The sequence below is a fragment of the Gynuella sunshinyii YC6258 genome (assembly GCF_000940805.1).
In the GTDB taxonomy this organism is placed as follows: domain Bacteria; phylum Pseudomonadota; class Gammaproteobacteria; order Pseudomonadales; family Natronospirillaceae; genus Gynuella; species Gynuella sunshinyii.
On the sequence record NZ_CP007142.1, the window covers coordinates 46,302 to 68,817 of the forward strand.

The 22,516-nt window shown below is 50.0% G+C and carries 20 protein-coding genes; 8 read left to right on the plus strand and 12 right to left on the minus strand.

Annotation, left to right across the window (positions count from 1 at the left end):
* Positions 1-78 precede the first annotated feature (78 nt).
* From YC6258_RS00255 to YC6258_RS00280, 6 genes are all read left to right on the plus strand, one after another.
* Positions 79-420: a zinc ribbon domain-containing protein YjdM gene (locus YC6258_RS00255; protein WP_044615277.1), complete on the plus strand. Its 342-nt coding sequence runs from the start codon at positions 79-81 to the stop codon at positions 418-420.
* A 187-nt stretch (positions 421-607) separates the two neighbouring features.
* The gene (locus YC6258_RS00260; protein WP_044615278.1) at positions 608-2,284 is read left to right on the plus strand and encodes a tannase/feruloyl esterase family alpha/beta hydrolase; all 1,677 of its coding nucleotides are present in this window, start codon (positions 608-610) and stop codon (positions 2,282-2,284) included.
* A 211-nt stretch (positions 2,285-2,495) separates the two neighbouring features.
* The gene (locus YC6258_RS00265) at positions 2,496-4,778 is read left to right on the plus strand and encodes a molybdopterin oxidoreductase family protein (RefSeq protein ID WP_044615279.1); all 2,283 of its coding nucleotides are present in this window, start codon (positions 2,496-2,498) and stop codon (positions 4,776-4,778) included.
* A gap of 342 nt (positions 4,779-5,120) precedes the next feature.
* Positions 5,121-5,900: a threonine/serine exporter family protein gene (locus tag YC6258_RS00270; protein ID WP_044615280.1), complete on the plus strand. Its 780-nt coding sequence runs from the start codon at positions 5,121-5,123 to the stop codon at positions 5,898-5,900.
* Entirely contained in the window at positions 5,900-6,367 is a 468-nt protein-coding gene (locus tag YC6258_RS00275; protein ID WP_245626996.1) for a threonine/serine exporter family protein, read from the plus strand. The genes YC6258_RS00270 and YC6258_RS00275 overlap by 1 nt, the downstream gene beginning before the upstream one ends.
* Positions 6,368-6,917: 550 nt before the next feature.
* Positions 6,918-7,748 carry a mechanosensitive ion channel family protein gene (locus YC6258_RS00280; RefSeq protein WP_052829956.1) on the plus strand — a complete coding sequence of 277 codons (831 nt, stop codon included), beginning with the start codon at positions 6,918-6,920 and terminating at the stop codon, positions 7,746-7,748.
* A gap of 6 nt (positions 7,749-7,754) precedes the next feature.
* Here YC6258_RS00280 and YC6258_RS00285 read toward each other — a convergent pair whose 3' ends face one another.
* From YC6258_RS00285 to xdhA, 11 genes are all read right to left on the minus strand, one after another.
* Complete coding sequence (locus YC6258_RS00285; RefSeq protein ID WP_044615282.1) at positions 7,755-8,069, minus strand: YebG family protein; 315 nt, start codon at positions 8,067-8,069, stop codon at positions 7,755-7,757.
* Positions 8,070-8,153: 84 nt separating this feature from the next.
* Complete coding sequence (locus YC6258_RS00290; protein WP_169748905.1) at positions 8,154-10,592, minus strand: rhamnogalacturonan lyase; 2,439 nt, start codon at positions 10,590-10,592, stop codon at positions 8,154-8,156.
* A 276-nt stretch (positions 10,593-10,868) separates the two neighbouring features.
* Positions 10,869-11,243, minus strand: coding sequence for a hypothetical protein (locus YC6258_RS00295; RefSeq protein WP_044615283.1), 375 nt, complete (start codon positions 11,241-11,243; stop codon positions 10,869-10,871).
* Between the two features lie 249 nt (positions 11,244-11,492).
* Positions 11,493-11,948 carry a protein tyrosine phosphatase family protein gene (locus tag YC6258_RS00300; RefSeq protein ID WP_052829957.1) on the minus strand — a complete coding sequence of 152 codons (456 nt, stop codon included), beginning with the start codon at positions 11,946-11,948 and terminating at the stop codon, positions 11,493-11,495.
* 211 nt (positions 11,949-12,159) lie between these two features.
* Positions 12,160-13,335, minus strand: coding sequence for a urate hydroxylase PuuD (locus YC6258_RS00305; RefSeq protein WP_044615284.1), 1,176 nt, complete (start codon positions 13,333-13,335; stop codon positions 12,160-12,162).
* A 14-nt stretch (positions 13,336-13,349) separates the two neighbouring features.
* Complete coding sequence (gene guaD / locus YC6258_RS00310; protein ID WP_044615285.1) at positions 13,350-14,666, minus strand: guanine deaminase; 1,317 nt, start codon at positions 14,664-14,666, stop codon at positions 13,350-13,352.
* Complete coding sequence (gene uraH / locus YC6258_RS00315; RefSeq protein WP_044615286.1) at positions 14,638-14,964, minus strand: hydroxyisourate hydrolase; 327 nt, start codon at positions 14,962-14,964, stop codon at positions 14,638-14,640. Before uraH ends, guaD begins: the two co-directional genes overlap by 29 nt.
* Before the next feature lie 7 nt (positions 14,965-14,971).
* Positions 14,972-15,472 (minus strand): 2-oxo-4-hydroxy-4-carboxy-5-ureidoimidazoline decarboxylase, encoded by a 501-nt coding sequence (gene uraD / locus YC6258_RS00320; RefSeq protein WP_044615287.1) that lies wholly within the window; start codon positions 15,470-15,472, stop codon positions 14,972-14,974.
* On the minus strand, positions 15,459-16,349 hold the full coding sequence (gene xdhC, locus YC6258_RS00325; RefSeq protein WP_044615288.1) for a xanthine dehydrogenase accessory protein XdhC: 891 nt from the start codon (positions 16,347-16,349) through the stop codon (positions 15,459-15,461). Before xdhC ends, uraD begins: the two co-directional genes overlap by 14 nt.
* Positions 16,342-18,684 carry a xanthine dehydrogenase molybdopterin binding subunit gene (xdhB, locus tag YC6258_RS00330; protein ID WP_044615289.1) on the minus strand — a complete coding sequence of 781 codons (2,343 nt, stop codon included), beginning with the start codon at positions 18,682-18,684 and terminating at the stop codon, positions 16,342-16,344. The genes xdhC and xdhB overlap by 8 nt, the downstream gene beginning before the upstream one ends.
* A complete protein-coding gene (gene xdhA / locus YC6258_RS00335) occupies positions 18,677-20,089 on the minus strand; it encodes a xanthine dehydrogenase small subunit (RefSeq protein ID WP_044615290.1) in 1,413 nt (470 codons plus the stop codon). Before xdhA ends, xdhB begins: the two co-directional genes overlap by 8 nt.
* Positions 20,090-20,345: 256 nt before the next feature.
* Between xdhA and puuE the strand changes: the two genes are divergently transcribed.
* Both puuE and YC6258_RS00345 read left to right on the plus strand, forming a co-directional pair.
* Positions 20,346-21,254, plus strand: a complete 909-nt coding sequence (gene puuE / locus YC6258_RS00340) for an allantoinase PuuE (protein ID WP_044615291.1) — start codon at positions 20,346-20,348, stop codon at positions 21,252-21,254.
* A 143-nt stretch (positions 21,255-21,397) separates the two neighbouring features.
* The gene (locus tag YC6258_RS00345; protein ID WP_044615292.1) at positions 21,398-21,892 is read left to right on the plus strand and encodes a hypothetical protein; all 495 of its coding nucleotides are present in this window, start codon (positions 21,398-21,400) and stop codon (positions 21,890-21,892) included.
* Between the two features lie 166 nt (positions 21,893-22,058).
* Here the strand turns inward: YC6258_RS00345 and YC6258_RS00350 are convergent, their stop codons facing one another.
* A complete protein-coding gene (locus YC6258_RS00350) occupies positions 22,059-22,511 on the minus strand; it encodes a hypothetical protein (RefSeq protein ID WP_044615293.1) in 453 nt (150 codons plus the stop codon).
* Positions 22,512-22,516: the final 5 nt, after the last annotated feature.

Genomic DNA, 22,516 nt, shown 5'->3' on the forward strand with positions numbered 1-22,516 from the left:
GGCTGGCCCCAGCCCATCAACACCGGCAATAGTTGTTGTGCTAGAATGCCGCCCTCAATTATCCAGACAGGAAAACGAATGAGCACCTTACCTAATTGCCCTCAGTGCAACTCAGAATACACCTACGAAGATGGCAATATGTTCGTCTGCCCCGAGTGCGCGCACGAATGGTCAAAAGAAGAGACTGGTGGCACGGCCAGTGATGAAAAAGTCTTTCGTGATGCTAACGGCAATGAACTGCACGATGGCGACACGATTACGGTCATCAAGGATCTGAAAGTCAAAGGCTCTTCCCTGGTGGTCAAAGTAGGCACTAAAGTCAAAAACATCCGCCTGGTGGATGGCGATCACGACATCGACTGCAAAATCGACGGTATTGGCGCTATGAAACTCAAGTCCGAATTTGTCAAAAAGGTCTGACACCTCATCATACGGTGTGATCAAAGCATGCATCAAAGCCCGAAGTTTTTCGGGCATCATAATTTAGTTCTATTCAACGTTAAAAAAATCTATAGACCGTTTACCTGAGCTTCATTATCAGGCATCTTGACATGTCGCACGACTCCCCAAAATAAATACAACAATTCAAAGTCGAGAGTAACTGGTTATGAATAAGCACATTCTTTTATCCAAATATGGACCACGAGCCGGGTTGTTAATCGCTCTGTCCGCCACTTCATCCGCATACGCACAAATGTCCTGCCCGCAGGTCAGCACTGAAGCTCTGGGTATCACTGGAGTCAGAGTGCTCAGCAGCGAAGAAGTCCCGGCTGGGGCTGGCAGCCCGATAGCACATTGTCGTATCGATGCGCTGGCAGCGGAACGCACCGGGCAAGATGGTCATGATTACGCCATTCATTTTGAAATACGCCTGCCAGACGATTGGAATGGTCGCTTTGTACATCAGTTTAACGGTGGTAACGATGGAACAGTTGTACCGGCTTTCGGTCCGTTATTGGGCGGCAATACTCAGAGGACCGCTCTGGGGATCGGTTATGCGGTGTTGTCATCAGATGCCGGACACGATGGCGCTTCGTATCCGGATGCCCAGCTGGCAGCCGGTTCTCGTTTCGGACTCGATCCTGAAGCAAGGCTGTATTACGGCTATAAAGCCGTTGAAACGCTGACGCCGATCGGCAAGCAGATTCTGGCCAGCTATTATGGCGAGGCACCGGTCAGTTCTTATGGTATAGGCTGTTCTAATGGCGGTCGTCACGGCATGGTTGCCGCTTCACGCTTTGGTGATCAATTCGATGGGATTTTAGTGGGAGCACCTGGTTTCAATCTGCCCAAAGCGGCCGTGCAGCATGCCCTGGATGTGCAAACCCTGAATGCACTCACCGGTGATCTGCGCACCTCATTCTCCCCTGCCGATCTGGCGGCTGTTGGCACTGCCATCAATCAGAGCTGCGATGCCCTGGATGGACTTGAAGATGGCATCGTTTCCGATATAGCAGCCTGTCAGGAGAACTTCGATATCAATACCGCCGTTTGTCAAAACGATAACCAGGAACAGTGTATCTCAGAGGCTCAGGCACAGGCGCTGACAACCATTTTTGCCGGTCCCAGGAATGCACACGGCGCTCAGTTGTATAGTGAATGGGCCTGGGATCCGGGCATCAGTGGTAGCGACTGGCGTTTCTGGAAAGTCCAAAGTCCGATTCCACCGTGGGACAACCTGCCTTTAATTGCCGTCATGGGAGCAAGTTCCCTGGCTCAGATTTTTACCACTCCCCCAACCAAAGTCGACGGGGATCCCGATTCTCTGTTGAATTTCCTGCTGGATTTTGATCTTAACCGCGACAGTTGGAAAATCTATAAACGTAACCGTAACTATCGTGAGTCTGCCATGTCGTTCATGACGCCTCCTGATGCCAGAAACCCCAAACTGAAAAAACTCAAACGATCCGGCGGCAAGATCATCCTGTTCCACGGGGTGTCGGATCCGGTGTTTTCATATCTGGATACTGAAAACTGGTATCGCAGGCTGAACCGTAATTATCACGGTCATGCTGACCGATTTGCCAAACTGTACCCGGTTCCTGGCATGAACCATTGCTCCGGCGGACCCGCCACGGATGACTTCAATCTGTTCGAACAACTGGTGAACTGGGTCGAGAACGATCAGGAACCTCAGTCGGTCACAGCAAAGGTCAGAGCTGACAATCCGGAAGTACCGGCAGACTGGTCACCAACCCGCACGCGGAAACTCTGCCCTTATCCGGAAGTCGCCACCTATGTCGGCGGAAACCCGGAAAGCGCTGACAGCTTCGTTTGCCAGTAACGCTCCTCATCGGGTCGATGTCAGTCCTGACATCGACCGTTCCCCTCAACACCTCCGATGCACATGAGATATCGGCAACAGTCATTGTCACCACGGTGCATTTTTAGACCTGCTGACATCAATCCAGGCTCAGACCAATGGACCTCTTGTTGTTCTGTTTCAGTCGTGGAACAGTCGTAATAACAATAACAACAATATAGCGGACTCCCGGATGATCAAAACTCATTTCCGAAACTGCAATCTCTGTGAAGCCATGTGCGGCATTCGTATTGAGACTGAAGACAACACGGTGTTATCCATCAAAGGAGACACCGAGGACCCATTCAGTAAGGGCTTTATCTGCCCCAAGGCAGTTGCCTTGCAGGACATTCAGAATGATCCTGATCGTCTGCGTCAGCCGTTACGGCGAACTGACGATGGCTGGCAGGAGATCAGTTGGCAGGAAGCACTGGACTTTACCGCTCAACGACTGACAGATATTAAGAACCGTTTTGGTCGGCACAGCACCGGCATCTATCTTGGTAATCCCAATGTACACAACCATGGCAACATGCTTCATATACGGAGTCTGCTGAAGGCGCTGGGAAGTCGTAAACGGTTTTCTGCCACATCTCTGGATCAGTTACCCCATATGCTGGCCAACCTGCAAATGTTTGGACACCAGAATCTGTTTCCAGTGGTGGATATCGATAACACCGATCTGTTTATCTGTATCGGAGCCAATCCGGTGGCTTCCAATGGCAGCCTGATGACGGCGGCCGGCATAGAGAAACGGTTGAAAAATATCCGCGCCCGTGACGGACAAGTGATCGTCATTGATCCCCGTAAAACCGAAACCAGCCGGGTGGCCGATGAACACCTGTTTATCCGGCCGGGCACCGATGTGCTGTTACTGTTGGCCATGTTGTATACCGTGTTCGAAGAACAATTGACCGACAGCGGCCACCTTGGCGAAATCCTTAAGGGGGTCGAGACTGTGCGCCACCATTGTCACGATTACTCTCCCGAGACAGTGGCCGAAGCAACCGGTATTCCGGCGCAACGCATACGACTTCTGAGCCGGCAGCTGGCCGGTACCAGACGCGCTGCGCTATATGGTCGAATGGGTGTCAGTACCCAGGCTTACGGAGCCTTGTGCAGCTGGTTGATCTACTGTCTGAACACTCTGACCGGTCATCTCGACAGCCGTGGTGGTTTAATGTTCACCCTGCCGGCCATCGATATGATCAGTATGGGAGGACGCGGCAGTTTCGGCCGTTATCACAGCAGTGTACGTCAACTACCGGAGTTCGGAGGCGAGCTACCCAGTGCCGTTCTGGCCGAAGAAATGCTCACCGACAGCAAGGAAAAAATCCGGGCCATGGTCGTGGTCGCCGGAAATCCGGTGCTGTCCGCTCCCAATGGATCACAACTGGATCAGGCACTGGAGCAACTCGATTTTATGGTGAGCATAGACAGCTATATTACCGAGACCTCCCGCCATGCCGATATCATTCTGCCGCCCACCGGGCCCCTCGAACGCAGTCATATGGATATTATTTTTCCCATCCTCGCCGTGCGTAACACCGTCAAATACTCCCCACCGGTCTTTATGCCTGAATCTGGCAGCCTTCATGACTGGGAAATATTTCTGCAGTTGGCGGCACGTCTGAACAACACCGGAATATCGGCCAGACTGCGCCATCGTTTCGATCAGCGACTGGGAGCGGATGGTCTGGCAGGCCTGCTGCTGCAACTGGGGCCCTATGGCCGTACCCTGCCGGGAAGCCGGATCTGGGGATCATGGCTGGAACCCCTGCTGAATCGCCTTTCATCGCGCAACCCTCTACGCCGGCTATGGCTTAACGGTGCCATGAATACGCAGTATCGTGACTTGCCCAAAGGGCTGAGCCTGAAGTATTTGCAACAACATCCACATGGTGTGGATCTTGGACCGCTGCAACCGATTCTGCGACAACGCCTGCGTACCCGCGACGGTCAGATTCAATTGGCTCCGCAGCTTTATCTTGATGACCTGGCACGTGTTAAGACACTGCTGCACCCCGAACCGGAATCTGGTCTCAAACTAATTGGCCGGCGCCATATCCGCAGCAACAATTCCTGGCTGCACAACAGCCACCGGCTGATCAAAGGCAAACCACGCTGTACATTGATGATTCACCCTCAGGATGCCCGCGACCATTACATTGAAAACGATACGCTGGTGGACGTTGTTTCAACTGCCGGTACCGTTCGCATTGCGGCCGAAATCACAGAAAACATAATGCCCGGGGTGGTCAGTATTCCACACGGTTGGGGCCATCACCGATCTGGCGTGGGCTGGCAAACAGCATCCGCAAATGCCGGGGTCAGCCTGAATGATCTCACCGACAGTCAGCAGGTAGACCTTTTGTCCGGCAATGCAGTATTGAACGGTGTCACCGTACAAATTCGTCCTGTATCCGCGAGCACGCTGAAACGATCAGAACCGGCTGACACCACTTACCTGGATTGATGGATATCATTTTATTCAACGATGGCATTGCTATGCTAAGGCCCATCGACGCAAACTTTGATGACCTGCAGAACGCCAGTGTTTGTTCAGGCCAGACACACGCAATGAGTTCAGTCAATCAAAACCATGGTCGAACCACTACGGTCTGAGCCAACACGGGTTTCAGACCAAAGGGTTCAGTCTGAAGAAGCTCAACAATTTGAATATCAACAGGTCCTGGCGGACAGGTATTTGCAGATTTCTGTTATCGCTCCCTTGCCTGGGCGGGAATCATTGACAGTATCCTTTATATGATTGTTTACTCCCCTGAATCCACAATGCCAGCATTTTAAGGTATAGAAGATGTCCACCCCGATTAGTGAAGAGTATCAGCGCGAACTGTCGCGCCTTGTCATCAAGACCGGTCAGATGTTGCTGCAACATGGTGCGGAAAGCCAGATGGTTGGCAGCCTGTGTTGTCGCCTGGGGGAAGCGCTCGGCCTTGACAGTGTTGAGGTGTCACTTTCGGCCAGCTCAATGGTCGTCACCACACTGGTGAATGACTATTGCATTACGACTGCACGCCGTTGCCCGGACAGAGGTATCAATATGCATATCGTCAGTGAGGTGCAGCAGGTGGTTGTCGATGCAGAAAACAATGCGATCGACGTTGCTGAGGTCAGAAAACGCCTTCATTCCATTGAACCTTACAAACACAACCGCTGGCTGGTGGTGTTTATGATCGGCCTGTCCTGTGCATCATTCTGTCGCCTTGCCGGCGGCGACTGGCTGCTGTTCGGCTGGACATTTCTGGCGTCAAGCGTAGGCATGTTTGTACGCCAGGAAATTGCTCAACGTCATTTCAATCCGCTCATGAATTTTGGTGTGACGTCATTTGTTACCACACTCATTGCCGCTCAGGCGGAAATCTACGAAATAGGCAATCATCCGTTCCTGGCCATGGCCAGTTCGGTTTTGATGCTGGTGCCGGGTTTTCCATTGATTAACTCGGTATCGGATATGGTCAAAGGTTATGTCAACATGGGCATCGCCCGTTGGGTGTTTGCCAGTCTGCTAAGTCTGGCAACCTGTATCGGTATTATTGCCGCCACCACATTACTGGGAGTCTGGGGATGGGTCTGATGGATATCCTGATTGCATTGGCAAACGATATGTTTTTTGCCGCGATTCCAGCCATTGGCTTTGCCATGGTGTTTAATGTACCGCCAAAGTATCTGGCATATTGCGCACTTGGCGGGGCACTTGGACACGGCTTGCGCATGTTATTGCTAACCCAGGGTGGCATGCAGGTTGAGTGGGCTACTTTTACCGCTGCATCCAGCGTCGGTCTGGTTGGGGTTTATTGGTCGCAGAAATTAAATGTACCACCCAAGGTATTTACCGTGGCCGCGATGATTCCAATGGTGCCGGGCGTTTACGTATACAAAGCCATGATTGCCATCGTTGAAATCAACCATCGTGGTTTTTCCCTCGAAATCTGGAAAATTTTTGCCGAGAACTTTATCAAAGGCACATCTATCATCGCCGCACTGGCCATTGGTCTGGCCATGCCAAGTCTGCTGTTTTACCGACGCAAACCGTTGATTTGAGTTCGAGTACAACAATCTGAAGGACAGACCAGGGAAAGGCCTGTGTTGAGAAATGTGTTGAATAAAATTACCTGTGTCGACAGTGATCCTAAAAAAGCCTGGATCTCTCGGTTCAACACCATCATTATTTTCAACACTGCGCGCCGGCCGAAATTTTTTGCACAGCAAAATCCCGACCCTGGCATTTAAGTAAACATCATAACGATAACAACGCAGTCATTCGCTCAGACAACAGGATGCTAACTTGTTTGCATCATTTTTCAGACACCGCTCACACAATGTCATTTTACTGGCCAGCCGCGTGACTCTCTCAGGCATCAGCCAGGTCTTAAAGTCCCGTTGTCTTAAGCGCAGTGATGACAACAACACAGCATTTCAGGCAATTACGTCTAAACTGTAAGTTAAATCACCCGTCACAAATCCCTATTGGGTCGCGTGTCATCAGACAGTCATCAGAGACTGGTGTTTCTGTTATGAGCGCGTTCAGATTACATCGGGCAACCTTATCCACCCTTTTTTTGAGCTTTTAAAGGATTGATTACCAAGAACCATGAACAGAATTATTGAGGCAAGTGTTCATTTTATCGATGTCGTGGCAAGCCGAGGAATTCCCGCCACCATTACTCTGATCCTGGCACTCGGATTATGCCGCTGGGTCCTGCACCGGCAGATCAAGCGCCAGGAAAAATTGTCTGATGAGTTGAAATTGCGTTGGACCAACATCGTCAAAAACACCTCCTATCTGGTACTGGTGATCAGTCTGGTGCTGATCTGGGCGCCTCAGATTCAGACCTTTGCTCTGTCATTGACGGCCTTTGCCGTGGCCATCGTCATTGCCACCAAAGAACTGATTTTATGTTTCAGTGGTACGATTCTGCGCATGAGCAGCCGACCATTTTCCATCGGCGATATTATTGAGTCTGGGGATTATCTCGGATATGTGGTGGACCAGAATTTTCTGACCACCACTTTGAAAGAACTGGAGCCGGATTTTTATTCAGCAACCGGAAAAACGCTGGTCATTCCCAACAGCCTGTTTTTGAGCGCCGGAATTACCAACCACTCGTTCATCCGGCCATATATGATTCATAGCTTTAATATTTATCTGGAACCAAACGCCAGACAGGTGAACGTATATCACAATCTCCTGAGCACGATTCTGGAAGAATACTGGGATACCTTTCAGCAGGAGAATCCCAAATTTTTAACCCAGATTCGCGGGAAGCGCCTGATTCAACAGGATGCCCTGCCAAAGGTCAGGTTTACCACCAACGACGGTGCCAAACATAAGTTTGTGGTAACGTTTCCGTGTCGGGCAGAAGCCCGTTTGGAGCAGGAACAGGCAATATTGAAACGCCTGTTTGCCACTGAAATACAATGATGGTGGTTATTCACCCACCGCGCTGAGATGACTGGAAGACTCTGCTTTTTTATCTTCTGAGGAGTCTTCCTGTTGTGCCAACGGTTCGAACAGGACGTCGGTCTTTCCTTTCATCGCAGCGGCCAGAACTTCGGCATGGCGTGCGAACAGAATGCCGATGTCTTCAGCTTGTCGTTCACTCAATCCGTCGATTTCACGACCCACAAAATGACTGATGCCTTCGGCAAGTTCCAGCATCTTGTCATAGGCATCCGCTTCTTTCTTACTGGTAAATGTTCTGCTTTCATCACGATCAGACATAAATAAAGTCACCACTGCCATAAATCTATACTCCTGGTTAAACCGTTCAGACCGGATAACTGTATATTTATACAGATACCCGGTCAAGCATCAATTGGAACGATATCAGGAACCTTTACGTCGGCAGGCGATCAGTGGCAGCAGTAACACTAACGAACTGAGTGGCCAAAAAGAACCGGCCGATAAGCTGACAGACTGGTTCGTACCGCTGTCTGTCTGCGTAGCGCTCTGATTATCGGCCACGTCAGTGGAGCCCGGACTGGTATGATCAGTACTGGTTTCAGATGGGTCATTGGTTACGCTGTCACTGGTTCCATCGGCAACATCACTCGAAGATTTTTCCTCACCACTCGTATTGTTGGTGTCATCAGCAGCAGTTCCACCGTCGGTGGACGCACCATTATTGAAACCAGGAACAACAGCCTGTGCACCATTGGAGTTGGTAACCGTGCCGTTCTGTTCGGTCATTTTAATCCAGTAGTAGTAAGTCCCGCCCCGTTCAACAGTAGTATCTGTGTAGGCTCTGGTGCCGGCAGATACGATGGCGATCCGGGTTCTGCCGGATGGATTCGAATCGGTATCACGATACACCTCAAGGCCGCGGATATTGGCGTTATAGATGTTCCAGTTCAAACTGACCGCACCGTTATTGACACTGCTGAACAGTTCCACCGATGCCGGTAAATCTGCCTGAGCCGATACCGGGTTTAATGCCAGCATGGGTGGTTGTGCCATATCATAACCGAGGAAAAACCCAGGATGCGGAGGTTGGTTATAACCCACGTTCTGCCAGGCCACTGCGGCACGATACTGAGGATCATGCATGAGTGTCCGCAGCCGATAAGACGACTCATGAGTACTGGTAAACAATAACAAAGCATCGCCACTGTTGGCCCGCCAGATGACCTCTTCACGCCAATCCCCAAGAATGTCCGCAGAGAGTGCCGGTGTGGCCTTGGTGGAATTGTTGGACGACACCGACCAGTTTCCGGCAGCCAGCAGCGTCGACATGGACGAGTTGTAGTAATCCCATTTGCTGATCGTGGTGCCATCCAGTAGCTCCCGCCCCAGGTCACCATCCCAATAGACCGCAAAGTTCATGGCGGAAGGACGTGAGCTGGAAATCAGATTGCCACTGGAAGAGCGCAGGCCGCCACGACTGGCCCAGGCTTCATAACCGGGATAACGGGGGTCGATATCGATAGCGACGCCACGACCAACATCGGAACCTTCGCCTGAAACTCCCCAGATGATTTCACCGGTAGCGGCGTTATGCATTTCTGAGCCGTGATTACCATATTTCGAAGGCGTTTCATGCACCATGTAAACTTCCAGCCCTGGATAATCCGGCCGCAAGTCAGAAACATGCAGCGCATCACCATGTCCCAGTCCGGTGGAATACATCAAACTGCCGTTATCATTCAGCGTCGCAGCGCCATAAATAATTTCCTGACGACCATCATTATCGACATCTGCCACACTGAGACTGTGAGCGCCTTGTCCAGCCAGCGCTCCCATGCCTTGGTTTGAATCGGCCACCCAGCGCTGCCGCAGCTGACCATTGCGCCAATCCCATGCCGTCACTACGGCACGGGTGTAATAGCCTCTTGCCATGATCAAACTGGGCTTTTCACCATCCAGCCAGGCCAGGCCGGCGAGGAAACGGTCCACCCGGTTACCGTAACTGTCACCCCACGAGGAAACGCTGCCTCGCGCCGGTACATAATCGGTTTTGGCAAGCATCTGCCCGGTGGCTCCGTTAAAAATGGTGAGATACTCAGGACCGCTGAGCACATAACCATTGGAGTTCCGATAATCGGCATCACGATTACCAATCACAGCCCCGGTGCCATCAACACTGCCATCGCTGGTGCGCATGGCCACTTCGGCTTTGCCGTCACTATCCAGATCATAGGCAATAAACTGGGTATAGTGTGCTCCAGCGCGAATGTTACGACCAAGGTCAATCCGCCACAGCCGGGTACCATCCAGCTCATAGGCATCAATATATACGTTACCGGTATAGCCTTTCTGGGAGTTATCTTTGCTGTTGGAAGGGTCCCATTTGAGAATAATCTCGTATTGACCATCGCCATCGAGATCTGCCACCGATGCATCATTAGGCGTATACGTGTAGTAGCTGCCATCAGGAGTGGTACCGCCGCCAGGACGCTGCAAAGGAATGCGAAGGGCAATATCATTCCACGGCGTGACGGCCGATGATGAAGATTGCTCTACACCGTTGATCACCGCTGCTACTGTGTAGCGATTCCAGACGTTACCATCATAATCAACATAGTTGGTTTTACTCGTTACTGGCGAGCTGTTGATCCGGACCCCGTCACGATAAATGTTAAAACCGGTGTTGTCGGTTTCGTTACCAAGCCACCGCCAGCTTAAAAAGACAGAATTGTTCTGTGCAACTGCTACCACACCACGGTCCAGTTTTTCCACATCATATGCCGCCAGCACATGCGACCCAATCGCCAATACACCGACGCAGGTAACGGCACGAATAAAATTGTTAATATTTATATGAAGCATGATTAAAAATCCCTAATGTTGTTATTGTACGAATACAACCAACGCTGAAACACAGAACCATATAGGACAACATGACAGAGGCGATTCAGCAGACCTGTCAGCAGGAACCGGCAGAATACTATCAACCACAGTGGTATTCCCACCGGCAATATCCGGAACTGTGAAGGCTTTATAAGAGAAAGGTGCTGTTCGTCTTAAAACCGATAGAATGACAACCTGAAACACCTGTAACAGAGTGACGGTGACAATGGCAAACTCAGTTTTCTGGGGGATTGGTCACCATTGATATAAGAGGTAAACAGGGGCCACAATGGTTATCAACGCCAACAATACAGCGCGCGAAGCAAGGCTGCGTTTCCCGGTTAATTTACCAGCCAGCAAAGCCATACCAAAAGCCCATATGCCCAAGATAATGGCAGACACAATCAGTGTCATGATAATACGTTGCTCATAAATCACAGGAGATATGGCCGGCAACATCTCAGCTTCACCAGAATGATCACGGGTAGACTTGAAGAAAAATTTCCACCTGGACATCCGGTCATACAATGGCGTGTCACCAAAGGAATAATGCCGCAGTCCATAATCTGCCAGCAAGTAACACAACAACCCCGCCGCCGAACTGAAAAAACTGACGATAAGAGCGCGCATACTAAAAATCCTGAGACCAAAGAATGAGAAGGGCGGAGTATACAAGGGGCCTCTGAAGAATAGGAATAGTTTTGATGCCGGCGAGGAAGCACCACTCGCAACACCGCAGTTTACCAGTGTAAATGAGGATGTCAGACTGGAGCTGACAATGTCCGGCGCGAAAATAGGCCATTTTTCAGAGGTTCTCAAGAACCACAGACGGAGATCATGCCACCTCCACAAAGCTGTCGTCATGACGGTCATTCTGAATTACTGGTTAAGGCCAATGTCTTCAGCACTCCAGGATAACAACTCTTTCCAAACCTCGTCGGGATGCCATTGCTCAAACATCGGTGACCGTGCAGCTCGCTCACTGCGATGCTCAACTTTGGTCAAATAATGAAACATAAATGCCGACACCCGATAATTCATGATGCAATGAACAAATACTTTTTCGTGCCGTATGAATTGTAAGACCTGGCAAAACATCCGCAGCTGATCTTTTCGGGGTTGATCAAATGCCACCGGAATATGGATATAGTTCATTCCCAGAGAGGTAACCAAAGCGCCTTCATGGACAAGTGCCTGAGGATGATCCGGCATGGCCAGATTGATGACATGGCGAAAACCCGCAGCGGCAATTGCCGTAAATTCATCGGCGGTGGGCTGACCACTGGTAGCAAATTCCGGCGTTAACTGAATGAAATTTTTAATTGAGTTCAGCATAAAGTTCCTGTCGACGGAGCTGTTTTCCTTAATAAGGGAAATAGAAAAAACAGAGTGAACAGGAGAAATCGTACAATGAATACGAGCAGATTTCTAAGCCGTATTTCTAGCCTAAAAAAGTCGCTTTTTTATATTGTCAGAAGAACTCATCGTCGGTAGGTTTTGCCGGTCAGGGAAAGTGGTTTTCCCTCCACTTTCCACAGCAATAAAATTATTCAGGCTGCCATTGCGCCAGTATTTTTCGTTCTTCTTCAGTCATATGGGTGCGGTTGTTAAAGGGCATATCCTTACTGACTGTTGCTCTGGCAACAATTCGATCCCAGTGTCGTTCAATGTCTTTTTGATCATTAAACATCATACCCAGTGGAGCCACTGGAAACAGTTCATCCGTTGGCTTGCGGCTATGGCAGGCAGTACAACGATCATTAATGATCTGTTGCACATGACTGAAACTGACATTTTCCGTACTAGTGGATGCCGTTGCCGGCTGATAGGACACCAGAAATGCAAGCACTGCAAATGCCAGAGCTGCGGTTACCAGAATCACCGGTTTACTGCGCCCCTGATGTTTTAAATTAAAATAGTGTCTGGTCCAGATGGTAATCACCACGATAGCCATCAAAACCAGCCAGTTGTATTCGTGCTGATACGTCATCGGATAGTGATTGCTGATCATCATAAAAATGAGCGGCAGAGTAAAATAATTGTTGTGTACTGACCGTTGTTTACCGATCAGGCCAGGTTGTGGATCAACCGCCTCACCGGCAGCCACCTGGGCAACCATTTTCTTTTGACCGGGGATAATCCTGAGCATGACATTGACGGCCATGACCATACCGATCATGGCTCCCATCTGAATGTATGCCGCACGACCTGAAAAGAAGTGCGTAAACAACCATGCGTAGACCGTACCAATTACCAACAGTATCGACAAAAATACCAAACCATTTCGAACCAGCGGTGTATTGCACAAAACCTCGTATATGGCCCAGCCGCTAAAAATAAATAACAGCGACAATCCAACTGCCGCGCCAGCCGTTAGCTCCATCACCTCAGGATCAACCATATAGGCACTGGCCTGGAGGTAATATAACCAGATCAACAACAATGAGCCGGTGATGAACGTGGTGTACGCCTCCCATTTAAACCAGTGCAGATTTTCCGGCATTTTCTCCGGACCGACTTTATATTTGGCGATTTCATAAAAACCACCGCCATGAATAGACCACAGGTCACCTTTGATACCCTTTTGCTTCTTCCATTCCGGTGGCTCTTCCAGACTGTTATCGAGCCAGACAAAATAAAACGAGGAACCGATCCAGGCAATACCGGCAATGACGTGAAACCAGCGTAAAAACAAAGCGATCCAATCAGAAAATTCAGCCATAGTTTGTTGATATCCTATTTCTCAAACACCGGAATCCCGGCAACCCAGGTACTGTCGACACAACGATCACCAGCCAGAAACGTTAACGCAAACCAGATATCCGCAGCATGGCCTTTGCCATTTTGCAGCCGGGTTCTCAGCAACTCGTTACTATCCAGATCAAAACAGACAAAGTCAGCATAGGTATCAGGGTTCAGGTTACCAATCTGATGCTCCAGCCGATAACTGGATGCCGGCCCCTGGGTCATCAAATACAGACCACGTAATGCCTGCAATGAATAATGATTCAAGGCGCAGACTTTATAGCCATCGGCCTGAGTGGTTAGCATGCTGATGCTGGTACCACCGCCGATGTCAGATGCCAGCGCGGTACTCACGCGATAACTGATCGCCGCAGACATATCGTATAAACCTGACCCTAGAAATAGGTTGGAACTTGGACAGAACGCAATGACCGATCCGCTTTTTGCCAGAGTTTTCCATTCCCGTTTTTTCAGGTGAATACCATGGCCATACACCGCCCGTTCACGCACTAAACCAAAGCGTTCGTAGACACCCAGATAATCTTTATCTTTTGGATAAAGGCTTTTTATCCAGGCGATCTCATCGGTATTTTCCGACACATGACTCTGGATAAACGTATCGGGAAATTCTGCCGCCAGCTGCCCGAGCAACGTCATCTGCTCTTCTGTACTGGTGGGTGCAAAACGGGGGGTAATGGCATACAGGTTACGTCCTTGCTTATGCCATTTTTCGATCAGGTCACGGCTATCCTGATACGCAGACGAGGCATCATCCCGAAGATATTCAGGACAATTTCGATCCATACAGACTTTGCCCGCCACTATTTGCATATTGTGTTCACTGGCAGCGTCAAATAGTGCATCAACAGACTGTGGATGAACCGTACAATAGGCCAGTGCAGTGGTCGTTCCATTTTGAAACAACTGTTGTAGATAAATATCAGCTATTTTCCGTGCATATTCATAGCTGGCAAACTTCTGCTCGGTTGGAAAGGTAAAATTCTCCAGCCACTGCAACAACTGCTCACCAAACGACGCGATAATTTCTGTCTGCGGAAAATGATTATGGGAATCAATGAGTCCAGGTACCAGCAGGCAATGACGTTTATCGATCACCTGAGCCTCGGGGAACTGCCGACTCAACACCTCTTCCGGACCAACAGCTTTGATTTTCTGCCCATCGATCACCAGTGCTCCTGCCGCAAAATACTCGAATTCCTGCTCAGGATTACCGGTGGATCTCGGGAAGTGTAATACACGTGCTTTAATCAGTTGCAATTCAACTACCTCGATACGTACTGTAGCCATACGGACTGATCAATAACGGCACGTGATAGTGGCGTTCTTCATCAATGCAAAAGTGGATATCCACGTGAGGGAAGAAGCTCCGACCATACTTTGTGGTCAGGTAGTCTGCAATATCAAATCGCAGGCAGTAATCACCTGGTGGCAAAGCATCCAGCTGCCAATCGGAAAACCGGCCATCTTCATTGGTAGCACCTTTGGCCAGTACAGTATTTTCAACTGACCGTAACAATGTTAATTCGACACCTGCTGCCGGTATGCCGGCAGTCGTGTCCAGAATATGAGTCGAAAGACTGCTCACTTGTACCTCATAATAATTTTTCAATTCTTAACAAAGTAATTTTCAGCTGCTCATCAGCTGCATTCTTCAATTCAACATCCCGGTTGTTATGAATCCGTTTCAACAGCAGATCCAGCATCTGCTCGGCGGTTTTATTACTGGCAAACACGATAAATATAAACCCGAACTTATCCAGATACTTGCTATTGTAGGTCGCCAGTTGTTTCAAAACATGATCCGCGGCTCCATGGGTGGAGGACTGTTCGTTAGCGGCCAGTGACAGTGTATCGGCATATTTTTCTCTGAGTGACTGTACATCTCCAATCATGGGATGAGCGAGAAATGCTTCCATCCAGTCATCTTCGTTCATTTGCTGCCAGTAACTGACAGCCCGGTTTTTCATATCATCCGCATCCTGATAGGGCACACCTGCCACCATTTGAACAACCCAGCGCTGAGCGGCACAACACTGTGTGAATAGTTTGGTTAATGCTTCATTGCCAAGTGAATTAATCTCACTGATTGTCATGACCTGTCATCCAGATTTTATCTTCCTTCCACTGCTTGGAATGGGTTGACTTGGCAGATCCGGAAACCGCAGTTTCGGATCTGGCGTATTCAGATTCCGTAGGAATCCCTCCATTCAACAGTTGCAGTAATTGAGCCACAATGGAGATCGCAACTTCATAAGGCTTCTTACCTGGAATCTGTTGCACGCCAACAGGGCAAATCATGCGATTAATGTTCTGTTGTGAATAACCACGGTGCTCAAGTCGCTGACGAAAACGTCGTGCTTTGGTCTGCGAACCGATAACACCCAAATATTCAACGTTGTCCTGCTTCAGCGCCTGCTCAACCAGTTGGTAATCCAACTGATGATTATGGGTCAGCACTAAAATCCAATGACGAGGGTTTGTGAGTATCAAGTCGTTCACCGGATCATCCGTCAGTACCAGTTCTGCCCGGGTAGTGGTGTTCTGGTACAGCTGATCAGCACGACCGTCCAGCCAGCGAATGGCAAGCGGCAACGGCTCCAGCAGTGGCATTAATGCCTGAGCCACATGACCGGCACCAAACACCGACAATACCGGCACATCAACGCGCAATGGTTCAAACAATACCCGCACTGCACCACCACAACACTGCCCCAGATCGGCGGCGAGATTGTACTCGACAATCTGCTGCCCGGATGTTTTTGCCAGCAGCATCTGCCGCGCCTGTTCGACCACCTGCCACTCCAGATGACCACCACCGATGGTATCAAACGCTTCGCAATCGGTGATCACCATTTTGGTACCACCGTCCCGCGGACTGGAACCCACCACCTGCAGAATGGTCACCAATACTGCAGGCACACCTTTACGCTCAGTTTCAGCCAAAGCGGTTATCCAGTTACCTTTATTCATGCTCCACCACCTGTTTCATTGCCTGGATGGCCATAAACACCCGTTCAGTAGTTGCAGGGGTATCAAGATGCGGACTGCGCCGATACCCACTGAGACTGCTGATGGCATCGCGAATAGCAGACCAGACACACATGGGCAGCATGAACGGCGGTTCGCCAACTGCCTTTGAGTAATAAATAGTGGCTTCATTATTCGGTCGCTGAAACAACTCGATATTGAAAATTTCCGGAGTGTCACTGATAGCCGGTATTTTGTAGTTCATTGGCGAATTGCTGAGCAGTGCGCCATGATCGTTCCACACCAGCTCTTCGGTGGTCAGCCAGCCCATTCCCTGGATAAAACCACCACTGATCTGGCCCCGATCAATATCAGGATTCAGAGATTCACCAACATCGTGAAGAATATCCACGCGATGTACTTTGTATTCTCCGGTCAAAGTATCCACCCAGACTTCGGCACATGCGGCTCCCTGGGAGAAATAGAAGAATGGCCGCCCCTGACTTTTCTTGTGGTCATAACCAATTTTTGGCGTCTGATAGAAACCATTGGCAGACAAATTCACTCTGGCGAAATAGGCTTCCTGAATTAATGCATCAAATGCCAGACTGAAACCAGGACCGCAAACCTGGTTGTTCGCAAAGGTAATGTCATCTGCAGAGACCTGATATTTTTCCGCCAGATGCTGTTGCAGGCGCTGCTTGATTTCTACAGCTGCATTTCTGGCCGCCATGCCATTTAAATCGGTGCCGCTGGATGCCGCCGTGGGCGAGGTATTGGGCACTTTATCAGTCCGCGTCGGGGTCACCAGTATCCGGTCAATATCGATACCAAACTCACGCGCCACAACAGTACCGATTTTGGTATGAAGGCCCTGGCCCATTTCGGTACCGCCATGATTGACCTGAATACTGCCGTCGGTATAAATATGAATTAACGCGCCGGCCTGATTCAAATGTTTGGCAGTGAACGAAATACCAAACTTAACCGGCGTCAGCGCCAGACCTTTTTTAATGATCGGACTGCTCTGATTGAATGTCTCGAACTCTGTTTTACGGTGACGATAGTCACAATTCCGTGCCAACCGTTCCATGATTTCCGCGAGCCAGAAACCTTCGATCTGCATGCCATAATGAGTTGTCAGATTGTCCTGACGGCCTTCTGCGCCATATAGGTTTAACAGCCGGATATCCAGCGGGTCCTTGCCCAGACGACAGGCAATACTGTCCAATGCATGTTCGATGGCCAGCATTCCCTGAGGCCCACCAAAACCGCGAAATGCCGTGTGACTGACCGTATCGGTTTTAAGCCGATGCCCAACAACATATGCCGCGCCAAGGTAATATGCATTATCCGCGTGAAACATGGCCCGATCGACAATGGCATCAGACAAATCCGGGGTATATCCACATAAACCATTAATCTCAAATTGACTGGCCAGAATCCGGCCATCGGCATCGAATCCGATTTTATAATGGTTCACAAATGCATGACGTTTGCCTGTTAACTGCATGTCGTCACTGCGGGCCAGCCGTATCTTCACTGCGCGTTTCAGATAATAAGCCGCCAGTGCCGCCAGACAGGCATAAGGTGCAGCCTGAGATTCCTTGCCACCAAAACCACCGCCCATGCGCCGGGTTTCCACCGTGATCCGGTGCAACGGCAAATTCAACACCTCAGCAACCACTTTCTGAACTTCTGACGGATGCTGCGTGGAGCTGTGTACCAACAGGCAATCGTTCTCCATCGGTTCGACCATGGCAGCCTGGCTTTCCAGATAAAAATGCTCCTGCCCGCCGATGTTCAGCGTGCCTTCCAGAGTATGTGTGGCCTCAGCATATTGGGCACTGAAATCACCACGGCGCTGCTCATGTTTCGGACGCACAAAATAGTCTTGTGCATGGGCCTGCTCCGCCGTCAGTATCGGTTGGCGGGATTGCACCTCACAATGAACCAGAGTCGCCGCTCTGCGCGCCTGCTCATGGGTTTCCGCGACCACCACGGCAACCGGCTGCAACGGATATTCAATGACGCTCTCAGCCAGCAGAATGTCACCCGGAAAAATAGCGCCTATATCTTTATGACCCGGAATATCCGCACCGGTAAACACCCGTACAACGCCTGGCGCGGCATTCACTGCGGCTAAATCCAATTGCGTCAACGTACCAACAGTATTTGGACCTTTCACGACATAAGCATGCAAACAATCTGCACGGGTTCGGAGATCATCAATGTAGTTTGCCTGCCCACTGACGTGCTGACGTGCGCTTTCGTGTTGATGGGGAATGGTAACTGTTTGAGCATTCCCCGGGGTTCTTAAATCGATCAGTTTACGCATGATTGAGCACCCTCGTGACCACAGCAGTCGTGGTTTCCAGCCAGAACCGTTCCGTCAGCGCCGGTAGCAGTGCCAACCGGTAATCCGCACTGGCACGCACATCAGACATAGGGGCCACATTTGCCGGCCATGTCTGTTGGATCTGCTCCAGCGTATCCCGCTGCTGCCAGATGCAGCCTGCCAGTTGCGGCGACAAATCCACCAATACCGGTGTGGCAGCCACGCCACCCAGGCCGCAACGGGCAGTGGCAACCTTGCCATCATCCAGTTCGATCAGCCAGCTGATGCAGACGGTTGAAATGTCATCATCAAAACGTTTGGAGATTTTATAGGTGCGGAACCATTGATCGGGTCGGCGTCGTGGGATCACAACATGGTCGATCCACTGTCCGGCTTCGAGTCGAGTCTGGCGATAACCCGTAAAAAAATCGTTCACCAGATAACTGAATGATCGATCTCCATCACTGACCACAACCGATGCTCCAAGGGCCATCAGCCACGGAGCACAATCGCCAATCGGGCTGGCCGTTCCGAGGTTGCCGCCAAGGGTTCCCTGATGTCGGATGGGGGTCGAACCCAGGCGCTCAAACAGCTCCGCCAGCTCAGGCCACTCCACTAACATCAATGTGTGCAGCTGGCTCAGGCGGACTGCCGCCCCGACCGTCAGCGCATGGGCATCCTGATGCCACTGACCCAGCTCTTTAACGGCAGTCAGGTCGATCAATGCCGGAACCGGTTGCAAACGCTGTGTGATTTCCACGCCCAAATCCGTTGCTCCGGCAACAAAACGCGCCTCCGGATGGGCCTGGCATATGGTTCTCAATTGATCACGGCTTTCAGGCTGCCAATAGCCATCCACCTGGGCTCTGCTTCGATTGGGTGCAGGCGCTTCAAACACCTGTGCCTGCGGATCTTTCTCCGGCGCATTACAAGCCTGCATGGCTGCCTGGATAATCGGCTCGTAACCCGTACAGCGACAAAGATTACCGGCCAGCGCCTGCGCAACTTCTGCTCTGGTAATAGGCTGGGAGTGTTCTTCCAGACGTTGCTGATACAGTGCAAACAACGACATGACAAACCCTGGGGTACAAAAGCCGCACTGACTACCGTGATGCTCGACCATGGCCTGCTGAACCGGGTGCAGAGAACCGTCAGCCGACTGTAATCCCTCGACGGTGATCAGATGTTGGCCTTGAAGTTGTGAAGCCAGGGAAATACAACTGTTAATCGTGCGAAATCCGGTCTCAGATGCCAACACCACCGTGCACGCACCACAATCGCCCGACCCACACCCTTCTTTGGTTCCACTTCGCCCAAGTTTGGTGCGCAAAAGTTCCAGAATAGTGGTGTCCGGCTTGATGCCATCGACCTCCACCGGCTCATTATTGAGGGTAAAACTCAGCATGTTCTCTCTCTCATCAACCCGGCATAACGCCTCAACTGCCCGCTACAGACGGTTATTCCTGTGGTGTTATGTCCGGTCAATTATGCTTATCAAGCTTATTTATTGGTTGGAACGAAGCATGCAAAATCATTTCCTTTTTTGACCAATTGGTCAAATTTTTTTTATATATCCAACTGTAGCAAGCCAAAATCTGCTGACTACTTGGTCAGCAACTTGCTGAATAATCACCATATCGTTCACTCATAGGACCACTGTTATGTCAGACAACTATCCACGCGACCTGATTGGTTACGGTGCCACCCCACCCAATGCCAACTGGCCTGGTGGTGCCAGAATCGCCATCCAATTTGTCATCAACTACGAAGAAGGCGGGGAAAACTGTCAACTGCACGGAGACGAATATTCCGAACGCTTCCTCAGCGAAATAGTCGGCGCAGAAGCCTACAAAACCCGCCACTTAAGCATGGAAACCATTTATGAGTATGGCAGTCGCGCCGGATTCTGGCGATTACACCGACTGTTTACCGAGAAACAGATTCCGGTGACCGTCTTCGCCGTCAGTATGGCCATGCAAAGGCATCCTCAGGCGGTCGAAGCCATGCTCAAAGCCAACTGGGAAATCGCCAGCCACGGCTATCGCTGGATTCACTATCAGCATTTCAGCGAAGCCGAAGAAATCGAACATATGGAAAAAGCCATTGAAATTCATCAGCAGCTGACCGGTAAAAAGCCTGCTGGCTGGTACACCGGACGAACCAGCCCCTATACCCTGAAAATTGCGGCAGAACGCAACGAGTTTTTATACTGTGCCGACTCCTACGCCGATGACCTGCCCTATTGGGATATGAACTATCGCAATCCGCTGCTGATGGTGCCGTATACTTTGGATACCAACGATATGCGTTTTGCCACACCTCAGGGTTTCAACAGTGGTGATCAGTTCTTCAGCTACCTTAAAGATGCCTTTGATGTGTTGTACGAAGAAGGCAAAACTACACCCAGAATGCTCAGTATTGGGTTGCACAATCGAATAGTTGGTCGCCCGGCACGCTTTGCCGCACTGAAACGATTCGTGGAATATGCTCAAGGCTACAGCCAGGTCTGGTTTGCTACCCGGGAACAGATTGCCCGCCATTGGATGGATGAATTCGGCAAGCCGGAATAACGCTCAGACCTCCGAACGTGTATCGGGCCGGAATCAAAATGGATAAATCAAACATGGGCCTTTTTCAATAAAGGCCATTGTTGTTTGTATCTGAGGTAACGGTTAGCATAGCTGCATCATCAATTCGGGAACCGCCTGCCCTTATGCTGGAAACCATCCGAAAGTTCATCCGGTATCTATTAAAAAAACGTACTGAATTTAAGGATCTGAATAAAAAGGATGCACTGCTGGCCAAAGTCGTACTCGATATCCACCGTAAACGGACACACTCATCGTTCGTACTGATACCCTTATTTTCAATCCGGCAAATCCACGTCATCGATCGGGAAAACGCTATTGCAGAAACCCAGAAGCGCATCCGGGTTTTAGAGGCAGCCAAACACGAACTACTGACAGACAAGAGTCTTACCCGGGAACGACTGGCCAGCTATTTACCATCCGTCTCCGGTATCAAAGTCGTCAAACAATCAGATGATCACTATATCGCCTATGAAGGAAATGGCCGGCTCGTGGCCTTGCAAAGTGTTTTTTCAGCAACGGATCAGATCTACGTGGAAGTCGAGGAATATCATTTTAAGAATCCTCAAAAAATATTGCGCAGAATGAACCGGGTCAGGCGGCTAAATGGGTTAACATGACAGGATTATGCCATTTAGGGAAATATTCCGTATATAACCTACAAATTGAGTACCAAGACAACTTTTAAATATCGTTTAACACCCAAAAGTTAACAAGGCTTTCGTATCCAGTTCTGCGAACTGAACACCACGAAAGCCTTCAGAGAATAAAACCGATCAACTGGCGTCAGAACTTCCGGCGATCCATTTTAAACGTTACCGTTGCTCGACCTGTATCAAGGTTGAAACCGTCAACCGTTCCGGAACACACTGCGCGATCCCGATAAGAACCGCCTTCATTTTCGGCAATGATGGGCTGAGGCAAAAATGCACCCGTTCGGGCATCTTTCAGTACGACAAACCTGAAATGACAGTCCGGTGCGATGGAGCTGTCGGTGAAGGTGTACTCCAGATCAACAATTGTCGCAACGGTAGGAAACAGACTATAGGTCTGAAAAAAGTCTCTTTGACCAGCATTGATTTGCATTGCAGGGTCAGGAGCATAAGTGGATACTTCAATTTCCTTACTGGTCAGTTCGATATCGTATTTTGAGGTATTGTGAACAGTGACATTTACTTCAGCCAATACATTGGTCGCCAGTAGTAACGCTCCCAATCCTGTTAACGTTTTTTTGAACATACGTA